Origin of the sequence: Polaribacter reichenbachii (assembly GCF_001975665.1) — a bacterium.
GTDB classification, from domain to species: Bacteria; Bacteroidota; Bacteroidia; order Flavobacteriales; family Flavobacteriaceae; genus Polaribacter; species Polaribacter reichenbachii.
Genome location: NZ_CP019419.1, coordinates 919,152 through 934,389, shown reverse-complemented (window position 1 = coordinate 934,389; position 15,238 = coordinate 919,152). Strand labels below are relative to the sequence as shown.

Below are 15,238 nucleotides of genomic sequence, written 5' to 3'. Positions count from 1 at the left end.
TATTCAGTTTTGAAAATTGTTATAGCACCAGATAAGTTTAAAAATTCGCTAACAGGTTTAGACTTTTGCGAAATAATAGAAAAAGAAATTCTAACAAAAAATTCTAACATAGAGGTTGTACAACTTCCGCTGGCAGATGGTGGAGATGGTACAATTGAAGTTGTCAACTTCTATTTAAAAGGAAAAGTGATAGAAATAACTGTAAACAATCCTTTTTTTAAACCTGTAAAAGCTTCGTATTTATATTCAGAAAATTCTAAAACTGCATTTATAGAAATGGCAGAAGCTTCTGGGGTTAAGCTGTTAGATGAATCTGAATTCGATTGTATAAATGCCACTACTTTTGGTACAGGAGAAATGATTGCTGATGCTATAAATAAAGGCGCAAAAACTATTATTTTAGGTATTGGAGGCAGTGCAACTAACGATTGTGGAATAGGAATGGCTGCTGCTTTGGGTTATCAATTTTTAGATGAAAATAATAATCTAGTAAAGCCAGTAGGTGCAAATTTATCTAAAATTAAATCGATAAACGCCTCAGAAATTGAACAAGGAATTAGCAATGTAGATTTTAAAATTGCTTGCGATGTTACCAATCCTTTATATGGTAAAAACGGAGCTGCTTTTGTTTATGGTGCGCAAAAAGGAGCATCAGAAAAAGAAATTATTTTACTAAATAAAGGGTTAGAAGATTTTGCTAAAGTTTTAAATGATGTTTTTACTACAGATGTACAAGCTGTAAAAGGAGCAGGTGCTGCAGGTGGAATGGGAATTGCCTCGAAATTATTTTTGAACGGCTCTTTAGAACCCGGAATTCAGTTGATAAAAAACCTTGCTATTTTCGATAAAAAAATAAAAAATGCAGATTGGATTATTACTGGAGAAGGTAAATTAGATAACCAAACGTTGTCTGGTAAAACGATACAAGGCGTATTAGAATCTGCCAAAAAGGATGCTGTAAAAGTAGCCGCTTTTTGTGGAAAAGTAGAAATGAATCAGAAAGAATTAGATAGTATTGGTATTCTTTATGCTGATGATATTATGAGTGTTGCCAAAGATTTTAATGATGCTGTAACCAATACAAAAATCTATTTAAAACAATTAGTTAACAATTTTTTAGACAAAGAAATTTAGTTTTTTTCTGATGCAATAAATTAAAGGTTATTTATAAATTCTTCTAAATTATCGTTTCTATTTAAGCCTAATTTTTTACGTAATCTACTTCTAGAAGTATGCACACTTTCTACAGAAATCCCTAATAATTTAGACATATCTTTACTAGAGAAATTCAATTTTGCAAGCGCACATAATTTTAAATCAGATTGTCTTAAATTTGGGAATTTAGTTTTTAATTCTTCATAAAAACTCTGATTTATACTGGTAAATCTAGCTTCAAATTCAGACCAATTGCTTTTAGAATTACCTTGTATATTTCTAATAATACGTTTAATAATATTAACATCTATTTTACCGCTCTCATTTTTTAACTTTCTATTTATACTGTCTATAAATTCGTCTTTTTCAATAATTCTGAGTGCAGATTCTGTTAATTCTTTGTTCTTAATTTCAATAATTTCTTTCTGTTTTTTAAGCTCTAATTTTTGCTTTTCTTTTAAAAGATTTTTTTCGTTTTTATGCTTTTCTCTAATTTTTTGAAAGTAAAAATATCCGAAGAGAATTAGAGAAATTATGGTAATACTTAACAAAATACTTTGTAAAAACCATATTTTATCTTCGTGTTCTAATTCTTTAATTTTTTGCTGATTAAAAAGCTGAGTTTGCTTATCTTTTTCAATTCTATATTGATCTTTTATTTCGAAAAGAGGCGCGTTTTCTAGACTGTTAATTCCGAATATTTTATGGTCTAAATCTTTTGCTTTTAATAAGTAATCTATCGCTTTTTTATATCTATTCGTTTTTAAACTTAATTGATACAGTTGATTGTAAACATCGAGTTTATAATTTAAATGACTGTTATATGTTTCAGAAATTTTTAATGATTTTCTAAAATGTTTTTCAGCATTTTTATCATCATTCATTCTAAGAAATACTTTTGCAATAAGCGTATGAATAACCACTAAATATGATGGATTACTGTTCTCGAAATATTTTTTGGAACGATATAATTTTTTTAATGCAGTTTTATGATTGCCATCAAGAGAAGCCAAATACCCAAATTCTGATTCATAATAAAAACTCTTGCTAGATTTTAAGTAAGAGTCTTTTACCTGCTTTAAACTATCTAAGTACAAACGTGCTTTAGAAAAGTTGTTGTTGGTTCTATAATGACAAACAAAAGCAAAATAGTTTTGAGATAAATAACTTCTATGGATTTTTTTCAGTTGATGTAACCCTTTTCTAATAGCAGATGATTTATTAAAATATTCAATCGCCTTTTTATCTCTTTTATAAAAGCTGTATAACCAACCTAAACCAATATAAATTTTAGATTTAGAGATAGAATCATTAGATTTTTCTGCTAATAAAAGTGCTTTCCAATAGCCATCATAAGACTTTTCGTAATTGAGTTTGTGCGAATATAAATCAGAAAGGCCCATTAATTGTTGTATGGCACCAACAGTGTCTTTTTGAGCAATTCTTAGATTGTAACCTTTTTTAAAATAATAAATTGCACTGTCTTGATTGCTAAATTTTAATGATAATGCCTTATTATATAAAGGGTCTTTCACCTTTTTATCTTGACTGTAATGTTTAAAAGTACAGCCCAGAAAAAGCAATAAAAAACCAAGAAAGTATTTATTTGTTAAGTAATGATTATTATTAATATCATTAAATTTCATACATTTTTTTAGTTATCATCTTAATAAAAAGCAAATTATTAAAAATAATCTAAAAGGTAAGTTCGAATTTAGAATTAGATTTTACAATTGCTTAAATAATTAGAAATGTTTAGATTTTATACAGTCTGTTTGTAACTTTATTTATGACTAAGATTCTAAAATGGAGTTTTGGTTCTTTTTAAATCTATTGTAAAATCGAACTTTTGTAAAACAACACTACTTATAAAACCACCATTATTAGAGAAAGTAATATCAACTTTATTGTAAGTTTTATTGTTATCGATTAAATGATAAGGAACAGGTATTTCTAAAACACCAAAGAAACGTTTTCTTGTATTTTGGTCATAACCTCTCCAGTCTTTTGGAACATTAATTTTAGTACCATTAAAATATATTTCTGGGTATACAAAATCACTATTATTTTTTGGATGCTCTCGCCCAATTCCTAAACGTATTACTAACTCACCATATTTTCCTCTTTTAAGTTCAGAAGTTTTAAATTGAAAAGAATTTACTTTGTCAGCTTCTATTTTTTGCAAATAAGTATCTGCATAAATTTTTGTTTCTTTTGATATTTCATCAATCTTAACCTTGTTTTTAAATTCGTAAGTTAAAATGATAGTTGCTTCTTTACCTATTTTTATTTCTTTAAGGTTTTTATCAAGCTTGCTTTAATCAAGAATAGGCAATTCATTCACCTCATATAAATGTTTGGCTGTAATCGATTTAATATTGTTTTTATCTAGATTTAAAATATTTAGATTTAGTGTTTGTGCTGAAGTTTCCATATTATTTAAAATCAAATACATTTTTTTACCATCTACATAAGCATCAGCTTGTATGTCTATATCTGTAGTTTTGGTATCAATTCTTGTCCCTTTTACATCGCTCCAAAGCTGATAAAATTTCACCAATTCTGTAAAAACCCATTCATTACCAGTTTCACCTTCTAATTCCTTTTTTTGTCTAAATAAACGATATGGGTATTTTGCATTTGGAAACTCCTTACTTTTCCACCAATTTGCTTTTAGTAATTTAAAAGGCATCGTTTTAAGCATTACATCTGGTTTTTCCATTAATTGTAACATAATGGTTGAAAATGAACGCAGATTTTGCCGTTGGAATTTCTAGTTTTAGTTCTTTTTCCAGTATTGATTTATCGCTTTCATTTTTTCTTTTCCAAGAAGTTTTCTAAGTTTTGCAGAAGAAGCTATTCTAACTTCTTTTATCTTTTCTTTCTTTTCCTCTTTGGTTAAGTCTTTTTTTCTAATCACCTTTAATTTAGCTATTTTTTCTTTCTGAATTTCCATAGCTTTTACAGTTTCAGCTTTTGTTAAACCAGCTTGAGCAATTGCACCTTCAAAAGTTTTTTTCTCTTGTGCAGAGATAGAAATCGAAAGTATTAACGCGAAAATAAATAATACTAATTTCTTCATTTTGTTTACTGTTATTAATTAATTATTAAATAGATAATCAAAGATATCTTTAAAATAAGTATTTAAGAAAGACATATGTTCTAATTATGAATTCATATGAGCCGTTTAACTTTTAATTTAGATGTAACAGAAAGTAGTTTGTTTATCAATTAATGCTAAAGCATTTTCAATCTATTTTTGAGGCAATTTACAGCTTCCGAAATTGCAGATGTATAATGTAAGAATTACCTTCAATAAATTTATTTTCTAAAAATGGTAATTTAGTTTTAGAAACAGTAGATCCTGCAAAAATAGTATTAAGAATGTAATAATTGAATAATTCTTTTTGATATTCTAAACTTTTATCACCAGTAATAACAATCTCATATTAGGGTTTGGTATAATTGGTTATTAAATTTAACCAATTGCTATACTTAGAAGGATATTTAAGAAGATTTGCTTTTAGGTTTTTTAGCATCTGTTTAGCTATTTTGCTGTAATCTGTTTTAGAATAATACAAGCTTCGTTTAAATAAACAGTTGTGTTATTTTAAGTTTTATTTGGTTGTTATTTTTATTACACCATTTGCTCCTCTTACACCAAAAGGAGATGTTTCATTTGCATTTTTTAAAACTTCTATTTCTATAATATCTCTTGGGTCTAGCATATTGTATACAGCAGAATACCCACCATTAATAATCTGATCGTTAATCAAAAATAATGGATCAGATTTCATATTTATAGATGATTTTCCTCGGATAAAAATAATTGCACCCATTCCATTTCCTTGAACAGATACACCGGCCACTTTTCTTAATTGATTTGCCAATGATAAATCTATGTTTAAAGATTCATTTTCGGTTTTTTTATCAATCTTTTGTGTAGTTTTTGATGCTGTTGTCTTGTTTACAGAACTGCAATTATATAGTAAACCTAAGCATACAAATAAAGTTAAAATATACAGCTTTTTTTTGTGAGAAGAGATAGATTGTATCAAATTTTGGCTTTTCTCAAAGATAAAATCTTAATGTGTTTTAGTATAATACAAATGATTATTATACTAAAACATATGTAGACTGTTATGCAAAACAGCTCAATAACAGTGAGCTCTTAATTATAGTTTTTTTTACAATTACCTCAAAACTCTCCTAGTAATTGGTTAAAAATCCTAAAAAAAGGTTGATTTTTTTATCAAAATCATATGTCATAATAAATTATCCATATGTCATTAGCATTTTGTTAACAAATTTGAAATTTTGTTTTACTAATTTAAATAAAAATAATATGAAGCTTAATTTACGTGCTTACTGGCGGTTAAAAACAATCTTTTCTTGTTTAATTTGCCTTATGACATTTGGAGTTGCCCATGCTCAATTACAAAATATTACGGGTACTGTTTCTTCTGGAGGAGAACCACTCCCTGGGGCTAGTGTAGTGGTTAAAGGAACCAAAGTGGGAGTTACTGCAGATTTTGATGGTAACTACACCATTGTTGCTAAACCAGGAGATATTTTAGTGTTTACTTATATCGGTTTTGTAAAAAAAGAAGTTACAGTTGGTACATCTAAAAAAATGAACGTTTCGCTTTCTGAAGACGTTGCAAAATTAGATGAGATTGTAGTAATCGGTTATGGTAGTGTTAGAAGAAAAGATTTAACGGGTGCAGTTGTATCTCTTAAAACAGAAGATTTAGACAAAGTAAAGCCTGTTTCTTTTGAGGGTACTTTAGCTGCAAAAGCATCTGGTGTACAAGTTGTATCTTCTGAAGGTGGACCAGGAGCTGGGTCTAAAATTCGTATTCGTGGAGGTACTTCTATTAATGCAAGTAGCGATCCTTTATATGTAATTGATGGTTTTGCAATAGAAGGTACAGCACAAGGTACAGGTCTTGGTATCGGTAACAGTAGTACAAGTCCGTTAGCAAACATAGATCCTAGTAACATTCAGTCTATAGAAATTTTAAAAGATGCATCTGCAACAGCTATTTATGGTTCTAGAGGAGCAAACGGTGTAATTTTAATTACCACTAAAAGAGGTAAAAAAGGTAGAGCAAATTTAAGTTTTGAAACGTTTACTAGTTTTTCAACTATTTCTAATAAGTTAGATTTATTAACAGCTCAAGAATTTGTAGATTATAGATTAGAGTATACTCCTTGGGATCCTAATGTAGAAGGTAACCAATTTATGGGAGCTTATAGAGATCAATATGGTAATCCAATAGATTTAAACGATCCAAGAGTAATTTTAACAGATTGGCAAGACGAAATTACACGTACTGCAATTACTACGAACTATAAAATTGGTTTAAGTGGGGGTACAGATAAAACTTCATATTCTGCTTCTTTCTCTTATTTAAATCAAGAAGGTATTATTAAAACTACAGATTATGAAAGATATTCAGCAAATTTTAGAGTAGATCAAAATATTTCTGATAAACTAAAAACAGGTATCAGTTTAAATGTAGGTTATAACCAAAGTGGAGGTATTGTTTCTGCTGCAACAGAAAATGGTAATGGTAGATCTGGTGTTATTACACAAGCAGTTTTATTTAGCCCTGCACAAGGTTTAACACAATATGATGATGCTGTTTATGATGAAAATGGAAGAATTGTTTCTTTAAGAAATGGAGATGTTTCTAACCCAAATTTAATTTTAGAGAACGATATCAACAAAAGAATAGGTTACAACATCTATAGTAATGCATACATACAATATAAGCTTACAGACGATTTAATTTTTAAATCTTCTATAAGATTAAATATGTTTGGTAATAAAGGTAAAAGATACTTTTCAGAAAAATTTGGTTGGGGTCAATCTGCAAATGGTAGAGCTTTTGTAGGTACAGGTTTAGGTAAAGGTATAACTGTAGAGCAAAATTTAAATTGGCGAAAATCTTTTGGTGTACACACGTTTAATGTTACAGCAGTTTACGAACAACAGCAAGGTTCTTATGAAAATCTTATAACTGCATCAACAGGATTTAATTTACCAAATATTAATATTGATAATCTAGGAACAGCAGAAGTAACTTTACCTTCTCGATCTGATTATTCAGACAGTGTTTTAAAATCTTATTTAGCAAGAATTCAATATGATTTTTCTGATAAATGGACATTAAATGTTAGTGGACGTTATGATGGTTCTTCTCGTTTTGCAGAAGGTGGTAGATGGGGTTTCTTTCCGTCTGCAGGTATTGCTTGGAAAACATCTAACGAAGATTTCTTAAAAGGAAACAATGTAATTAGTAACTTAAAATTAAAAGCAAGTTATGGTGAAACAGGTAATGCTTCAATTGGTTCTTACAGATCTTTAGCAAGAGCAAGTTTAGCAAGTGCAATTTTTAATGGTAGTTCTTTAACAACTGGGGTTGCTATTAATCAATTATCAAATCCAGATTTAACTTGGGAAACTACTTCTCAATTAGATGCAGGTATTTCTTTAGGTTTATTTGATAGTAAAATAGCTATGGAAATCGATTATTACGAAAAAGAAACTACAGATTTATTATTAGCAAGACCATTACCAACAACTTCTGGTTTCGAGACTTCTTTTCAAAATATTGGTTCTATGACTAATAAAGGTTTTGAATTTTCTTTAAACACTGTAAATATAGAAACAGAAGACTTCTCTTGGACATCTAATTTTAACATCAGTTTTAATAAAAACGAGATTACTAATTTAGGTGATGCAGATGAGTTTTTTGTAACAGCAACTGGTTCTAACCAAATCACTAATGATTACGTAGTAAGAGTTGGTGAATCTTTAGGATCTATATTTGGTATTGAGGTAGATGGAGTTTATAATTATTCAGATTTTGCTGCTTTTGATGGTTTAAGTAATGCAGAAGCTGCTGCTAAAATGAGACAAGATGCTGCAGATCAAAATTTACCTTATTACGATTTAACGTATACACTTAAAGATGGTACAGTGACTTCTTCTGGTGTTGGTAATTTAGATAATTATCGTCCAGGAATGCCAAAATTTGTAGATCAAAATGGAGATGGAAACGTAGATGCAGAAGACAGAACAATTATTGGTAGAACTGCACCAAAACACTTTGGTGGTTTAACAAATAACTTTAAATATAAGCAGTTCGATTTAACAGTAATTGCACAATGGTCTTATGGTAATGATGTTTATAACAAAAATAGAGATAAAGGAGAAGCTACTGCAATTCCTTACTTTAATAAATATGGTACACAAGCAGATCGTTGGACACCAGAAAATCCAGACACAGATGTAGCTGGTATTTGGGGTTATGGAGACGCAGGTATTGGTGGTAATACATATTCTCACTTTATAGAAGATGGTTCTTATTTAAGAATTGCAAACATTACTTTGGGTTACAATCTTCCTAAAAAGACTACAGAGAAAATGGGCATAAAATCAATCAGATTTTATGGAGCTGTAGATAACGCTTTCTTATTTACAAAATATACAGGTTTCGATCCAGATGTTAGTGTAGGTAACAATCAATTAACGCCAGGTTTAGATTCTGATTCTTATCCAAGAGCAAGAACGTTTAGGTTAGGTTTAAATGTTGGGTTTTAATAAATAAAAATAAAAAGACATGATAAAAATAAAAACAAATTTTAAAACAATTTTCCTATTGTTGGTAACATTTTCGCTTGTTACTTCCTGTAGTGATGTTATCTTAAAAGAGAACCCATCTACATTCGTAGATCCAGATGCTCTTTTGGTAGATAAAGCTGGTGCAGAAATTTATTTAGTTGGTGCTTACGATGCTATTCATAACCTTTTAGGTTCTGGAGGTAGTGGTGTTGAGCCATTTGCAATTCATTGGGGTACAATTGCTACAGATGAAGTTGTAGTGCCTGGTTGGGGTGGTGCAGGTAGAAAAGAAATGTATCTACAGCAAGTTTCTCCTTCAATGGGGTCAATTTCTAGTATGTGGAGGCAGTTGTATAAAGCTGTAAATATTGCAAATAGTGTAGTAGATAGAGTAGGTGCAATGACGCCAGATCAAATAGAAACAGAAGATAAAGAATACATTGTTGCTCAAGCAAAATGGATAAGAGCTGCAACGTATTTTGCTTTAGTAAATGCATTCGAAAATGTGCCTTTAATTACAAACGAAACAATAGATTTAAATAATTTAGAAGTAAGTCAAGCTAGTCCTGCAGAAGTGTACGATTTTATAGTGCAAAATTTAATTGAAGCAGAAGCACATTTACCAAGCGAACAAGGTGGAGGTAGAGTAACAAAAGGTGCAGCAAATGCTTTGTTAGGTAAAGTATATTTACAAATGACAGGTTTTCCTTTAAACCAAACAGATAAGTTTTCATTAGCTGAAAAAGCTTTAAACAAAGTAATTACAAGTGGCGTTTATGATTTATTACCAAATTATGCAGAAGTGTTCGATTTAGAACACGAGCAAAGTGTAGAAATGATTATATCTTTCTCTATGGAAGGACCAGGATTAAGTGAAGGAGGAAACTTAAGTACTTTTTACGGGCCAAATGGAAGTGTAAACGAAGGTGGAGGCTGGGGAACTTGCTATATTAATCACGAATTTAGAAAAGATTACGAAACTGATGATTTAAGATTACGAAACAATATAGCAGTTCATAATGCAAATGATGTTTCTCCTGAAGAAGCAGTAGAAATAGACCCAAGTACTTGGCCAGCAACAGAAGGTGCATGGAGAGCTTGGAAATGGCATGCAGAAAAACCAAATTCTTATGCAAACGATACACCTTTCGATAACCCATATATTAGATATGCAGATGTATTATTGTTATACGCAGAGGCTTTAAATGGGCAAGGTAAACTTACACAATCTGTTTTAGATATGACTGTAAATAGATTAAGAGGAAGAGCAAGAGCTGTAGATGGTGCTGTTGCAGATATGGTTTTAGGATCACAACAAGAAAATGCTGATGAGTTATTAGCAGAAAGAAGAAGAGAACTTTGTTTTGAAGGATGGAGACGTTTCGATTTAGTAAGATATGGTAAATATAAAGAAACTATTCTTAACATAAACGAAGCTGGCTGGTGGAATGCAGGTAACCCTGGTGTTAATTATGAAGATCACGAAATTAGATGGCCTATTCCAGATTCTGAAATGCAATTGAACCCTAATTTAGTTCAAAATCCGGGTTATTAAATCAATAAATCAATATAAATTATGAAAAAATATAAAAATAAAATAAAATTAAGTTTTCCTTTTATAGCGATTGTTGCATTGATGTTTGCATACAGTTGTGAAGAAGATTCAAATTTAAGAGATGGGCTTAAAGAAATTACTTTAAAGCCAACAGCAAGTACTTTGTTAATAAACGAAGGGCAATTAATAACCTATACAGATTCGTCTAAATATGTTTCTTCTAGACAATGGACATTTGAAGGTGGAGATATTACATCTTCAGATCAAGAAGTAGTAGATGTTAATTATGCATCAGCAGGTATTTTTAATACTTTTTTAGAAGTTGTAAGTACAGATGGTGAGGTTAATGACCATAATTTTAATGTAGAGGTTTATCCTTTAGTAACATCAGAATTTAGTGCAAGTAGTAATGCTGCTCTTCTAGGTAGTGAAATTGAGTTTACAAACCTTTCTCTAAATACTGCTTCAAAATGGGAAGATGCACAATCTTCTGATACTTTTATGTGGGAGTTTGAAGGCGGAGTTCCTGCAACAAGTACAGCAGAAAATCCTGTGGTAGCTTATCCAAATACGGGTTCTTATAGTGTAAAATTAACTGTACACAGAGAATCTCCATCAAATGATGCTGTAACTGTAAAAAATGATTTTATTACTATTGTAGATGCACAAGTAATTTCGCCAACATCAACAAGGCTAGCAGGTTTAGGATCTAATATTAGAGTAACTTATGAGGTACCTGTAAGTACACCAGATGCAAGTAGTTATTCTGTTTCAATAGATGGTACAGATACTGCAGTTTCATCCGTAGAAATCGATGCAACAGATGCAAATACGTTAATCTTAAATTTAGCTACACCAGTTGTAGATGATCAAGTAGTAACTTTGTCTTATGATGGAACTTTCTTTGCACCAAGTGGCGAGTTATTGGGCCCATTAGTGGGGTTTCCAATTACAAATACTGTTGTTAATTTATTGGCTTCTCAAAACCCAGGTTTCGAAGATGATGGTCCTGGAGGTTTCCCTGCTGTTGGTTGGGGTAACTGGGCAAATAGTTTTGGTAACAATCCAGAAGATTATGCTGTAATCGATACAGATAAACATAGTGGTGCTCATAGTTTACAAATTACTTTAGATGGTGTAAAAGATGGTTACATCTTAAATACTGGAGGTTATGTGCCTGTAGAAGAAGGTACTTATAGATTAAGTGTTTGGATGAAAGGTTCAGTAGATGATATTAATTTAGATTTTAGATCTATTGCTGCTGGTTGGGCACATGCAAGTTTAGGTACTGGTGTTATAACAACTACTTGGACTAAGTTTTCTTTTGATTTTTCTACAGTAGGCGATACTGCATTAGAAAGAAATTATTGGCAAGTTTTAAGACCCTTAGAAGAGGCTGCAGGTACAGTTGTTCTTATGGATGATGTATCTTTATATAGAGTTGATTAATTTGTTTATTTTGTTAAATATTAAAGCCTACTTAGAATATCTAGTAGGCTTTTTTTTGATTAAAATTAAAAGCTTTGTTTCCTAAATTTTTAAATTAACCTTATCAATTATGATGAAAATTTCTCTAAAAATATGCTGTATAATGCTTCTTTTAATGGGGTGTAAAAATGATGATAGAAGTGAAGAAAAATCAATCTCACCAATAAAAAATACAGAAAACACCCAAATATTTTCATTGATAGAATCCTCTGAGAGTAATATCAATTTTAAGAATAATATCAACGAAAACTTTAATAATTTCTTCGCAGTTTTTAATTATGTTTATAATGGTGCAGGTGTTGGTGTTGGCGATATTAATAATGATGGTTTATCAGATATTTATTTTATAGGTAATGAAGTATCTAACAAATTGTACTTAAATAAAGGCGATTTTAAATTCGAAGATATTACAATATCAGCAAAAATTACAGGTGGTAAAGGTTGGCATAATGGAGTAGTTATGGCAGATGTAAATGGAGATGGTTATCAAGATATTTATGTGTGTAGAGGTGGTAATAGTGATAAAGATGAAGATAGAACCAACTTGCTTTTTATAAATCAAGGCGATTTAACTTTTAAAGAACAAGCCAAAGCTTATGGTTTAGCTGATAAAGGTTATTCTTTAATGGCATCTTTTTTTGATATGGATAATGATAACGATTTAGATATGTACCTCACAAACAGACCAAATCGTTTTTTTATGGGCTATCAACAAGTTTTAGCAGGCAAGAAAAAACAAGACGATTTATTTAGAGATAAAATCTACGAAAATGTAAATGGTAAATTTAAAGAAATAGGTTTAAAAGCAGGTATCAAAAATAATTTTGGTTATGGTTTAGGCATTGTAACTACAGACATTAACAACGATAATAAAACAGATGTTTTTGTGGCTAACGATTATTTAGAGCGAGATTATTTGTACATAAATCAAGGTAATAAAACGTTTAAAGATGAACTAACAAAGCGTTTTAATCACATTCCATTTTATGCAATGGGTGTAGATATTGTAGATTTTAATAATGATGGTTTCGAAGATATTATGCAATTAGAAATGTTACCAGAAGATTATGAACGTTCTAAAACTACAATGGCATCTATGAACACAAAGTTGTTTAAGGATATGACTTCAAACGGATTTCATTATCAATATATGCACAATCAATTGCAACTTAATAGAGGAAATGGAGTTTTTAGTGATGTTAGTCAATATGCAGGAATCTCTAAAACAGATTGGAGTTGGGCTTGTTTAGGTAGTGATTTTGATAATGATGGTTATAGAGATTTGTACATTACCAATGGCTTTAGACGTGATATTTGGGACAAAGATGCAAATGCTAAATTCAGAGCTTTTATGCAAAGTCCGCAAGCGCGTAAAAATACAAATGAACAAAATGCAAAATATATTACCAATCTTTTTAAAGAAAACAAAATCCCCAATTACATTTATAAAAATAATGGCGATTTAACTTTTACAAAGAAAATTGAAGAATGGGGAGTTGCACATAATAGTTTTTCTAACGGAGCTGCTGTTGCCGATTTTGATAATGATGGCGATTTAGATTTGGTTGTAAATAATATAAACGACGAAGCTTTTATTTATAAAAACACGTCAGAAAAATTAAAGAACAATTACATAAAAATTAAGCTAAATGGTCCTGAAAAAAACAATACGGGTTTAGGAGCAAAAATTACGATTAACTATAATAATCAGCAGCAATTTCATCAATTTAAAACAGTTAGGGGTTATTTATCATCAGTAGAACCTTTGGTGCATTTTGGTTTAGGGAAAATAAATACTATTGATAAAATTACTGTGCTTTGGCCAGATGGAAAAGAAAATATTTTAGAAAATGTAGCGGTAAATCAATTGTTAAAAATTGAATATGCTGATGCTAAAATCATCAATAAAAATAAAATAGAATCAAAAACAATTTTTAAAGAGGTAACTGCATCCACATTTAAAAAGCCATTTGTTCATAAAGAAAATATTTATGACGATTTTAAAGATCAAATTTTAATTCCGCATAAATTATCTCAAAACGGACCTTGTTTAACAGTTGCTGATGTAAATAATGATGGTTTAGAAGATTTCTTTGTTGGTGGTGCCAGCAATCAAAGTGGACAAATTTATTTGCAAAACACAAGAGGAAAATTCATAGAAAAAAAGCAATCTGTTTTTAATTCTGATGCCAAACACGAAGATGTTGGTGCAACTTTTTTTGATGCTGATGGAGATAATGATTTAGATTTATTTGTAGTAAGTGGAGGCAATGAGTTTGATGTGCATTCACCAATTTTACAAGATAGATTGTATATCAATAACGGAAAAGGAGGTTTTACAAAATCGAATAATTTACCAACTTTAAACGAAAGTGGTTCTGTAGTAATACCTTTAGATTTTGATGCTGATGGAGATTTAGATCTTTTTGTAGGTGGTAGACTAATTCCTAAAACTTATCCTTATGCACCAAAAAGTTTTTTATTAGAAAATCAAAAAGGTAAATTTATAGATGTTACAAAAACTATTGCCCCAGAACTTTTAAATATTGGTATGGTAACTTCTGCTGTTTGGGCAGATATTGATGGTAACAAAAATAACGAGTTAATTGTAGTGGGTGAGTGGATGCCAATAACCGTTTTTAAACTAGAGAACAATACGTTTAAAAATGTTACTTCTAAATATGGATTAGAAAATACCAGTGGTTGGTGGAATAAAATAGTCGCAACAGATATAGATAATGATGGAGATACTGATTTTGTAATTGGTAATTTAGGTTTAAATTATAAATTTTCAGCATCCGAAGAAAAACCATTTAAAGTATATGCCAACGATTTCGATAAAAATGGTACAAATGATATTTTCTTAGCAAAACATTATAAAAACAGAGAAGTACCAATTAGAGGTAAACAATGTACCAGTCAGCAAATGCCTAATATTTCTAAAAAATTTAAAACCTATCAAGAATTTGCAAGTGCAGACATTCACGAAATTATAGGTGATAAAGAAAAGGAAGGCCTTACTTACGAAGTTAAAGAGTTTGCAAGTGTTATTTTAAAAAATGAAAATGGTAAATTAAGATTGATAAAATTATCAGCTCAAGCACAGTTATCTGTAATTAATGGAATAGTAGTTGAAGATTTTAATAAAGACGGAATTAAAGATATTTTAATTGCTGGGAATAAATTTGAGGTAGAAGTAGAAACTACAAGAGCAGATGCATCTTTAGGATTATTAATGTTGGGTACAACAAATGGTGAATTTAAAAGTATTAACTACTTAAAAAGTGGTTTTAAAGTTCCTTTTAATGTAAAAGACATTCAAAAAATAAAATTAGCAAAAGGTAAAACAGGCATTTTAACCGCTATTAACAACGATATATTAAAAATATTTGAAGAAAAATAGTTTT

Annotated in this window: 9 protein-coding genes and 1 pseudogene; 5 read left to right on the top strand and 5 right to left on the bottom strand. The window is 30.0% G+C overall.

Going from position 1 to position 15,238, the window contains the following annotated elements:
* The first annotated feature begins 9 nt into the window (after nt 1-9).
* Nucleotides 10-1,134 (top strand): glycerate kinase, encoded by a 1,125-nt coding sequence (locus BW723_RS03940; RefSeq protein ID WP_068361990.1) that lies wholly within the window; start codon nt 10-12, stop codon nt 1,132-1,134.
* Between the two features lie 20 nt (nt 1,135-1,154).
* Here the strand turns inward: BW723_RS03940 and BW723_RS03935 are convergent, their stop codons facing one another.
* The 5 genes and pseudogenes from BW723_RS03935 to BW723_RS03915 form a co-directional block, all read right to left on the bottom strand.
* On the bottom strand, nt 1,155-2,801 hold the full coding sequence (locus BW723_RS03935; protein WP_068361993.1) for a tetratricopeptide repeat protein: 1,647 nt from the start codon (nt 2,799-2,801) through the stop codon (nt 1,155-1,157).
* A gap of 155 nt (nt 2,802-2,956) precedes the next feature.
* Nucleotides 2,957-3,340, bottom strand: coding sequence for a hypothetical protein (locus BW723_RS03930; protein WP_068361996.1), 384 nt, complete (start codon nt 3,338-3,340; stop codon nt 2,957-2,959).
* A 54-nt stretch (nt 3,341-3,394) separates the two neighbouring features.
* Nucleotides 3,395-3,847, bottom strand: a pseudogene (locus BW723_RS18135) (Ig-like domain-containing protein); the annotation flags it as partial.
* Between the two features lie 87 nt (nt 3,848-3,934).
* Entirely contained in the window at nt 3,935-4,237 is a 303-nt protein-coding gene (locus BW723_RS03920; protein ID WP_068362002.1) for a hypothetical protein, read from the bottom strand.
* Between the two features lie 535 nt (nt 4,238-4,772).
* Nucleotides 4,773-5,213 (bottom strand): TonB-dependent receptor plug domain-containing protein, encoded by a 441-nt coding sequence (locus BW723_RS03915; protein WP_068362005.1) that lies wholly within the window; start codon nt 5,211-5,213, stop codon nt 4,773-4,775.
* A gap of 287 nt (nt 5,214-5,500) precedes the next feature.
* Between BW723_RS03915 and BW723_RS03910 the strand changes: the two genes are divergently transcribed.
* The 4 genes from BW723_RS03910 (at nt 5,501) to BW723_RS03895 (ending at nt 15,234) form a co-directional block, all read left to right on the top strand.
* Complete coding sequence (locus BW723_RS03910; protein WP_083139789.1) at nt 5,501-8,767, top strand: SusC/RagA family TonB-linked outer membrane protein; 3,267 nt, start codon at nt 5,501-5,503, stop codon at nt 8,765-8,767.
* A 19-nt stretch (nt 8,768-8,786) separates the two neighbouring features.
* Entirely contained in the window at nt 8,787-10,343 is a 1,557-nt protein-coding gene (locus tag BW723_RS03905) for a RagB/SusD family nutrient uptake outer membrane protein (RefSeq protein ID WP_068362011.1), read from the top strand.
* 21 nt (nt 10,344-10,364) lie between these two features.
* Nucleotides 10,365-11,792 carry a SwmB domain-containing protein gene (locus BW723_RS03900; RefSeq protein ID WP_068362014.1) on the top strand — a complete coding sequence of 476 codons (1,428 nt, stop codon included), beginning with the start codon at nt 10,365-10,367 and terminating at the stop codon, nt 11,790-11,792.
* A 109-nt stretch (nt 11,793-11,901) separates the two neighbouring features.
* Nucleotides 11,902-15,234: a VCBS repeat-containing protein gene (locus BW723_RS03895; RefSeq protein WP_226789256.1), complete on the top strand. Its 3,333-nt coding sequence runs from the start codon at nt 11,902-11,904 to the stop codon at nt 15,232-15,234.
* Nucleotides 15,235-15,238: the final 4 nt, after the last annotated feature.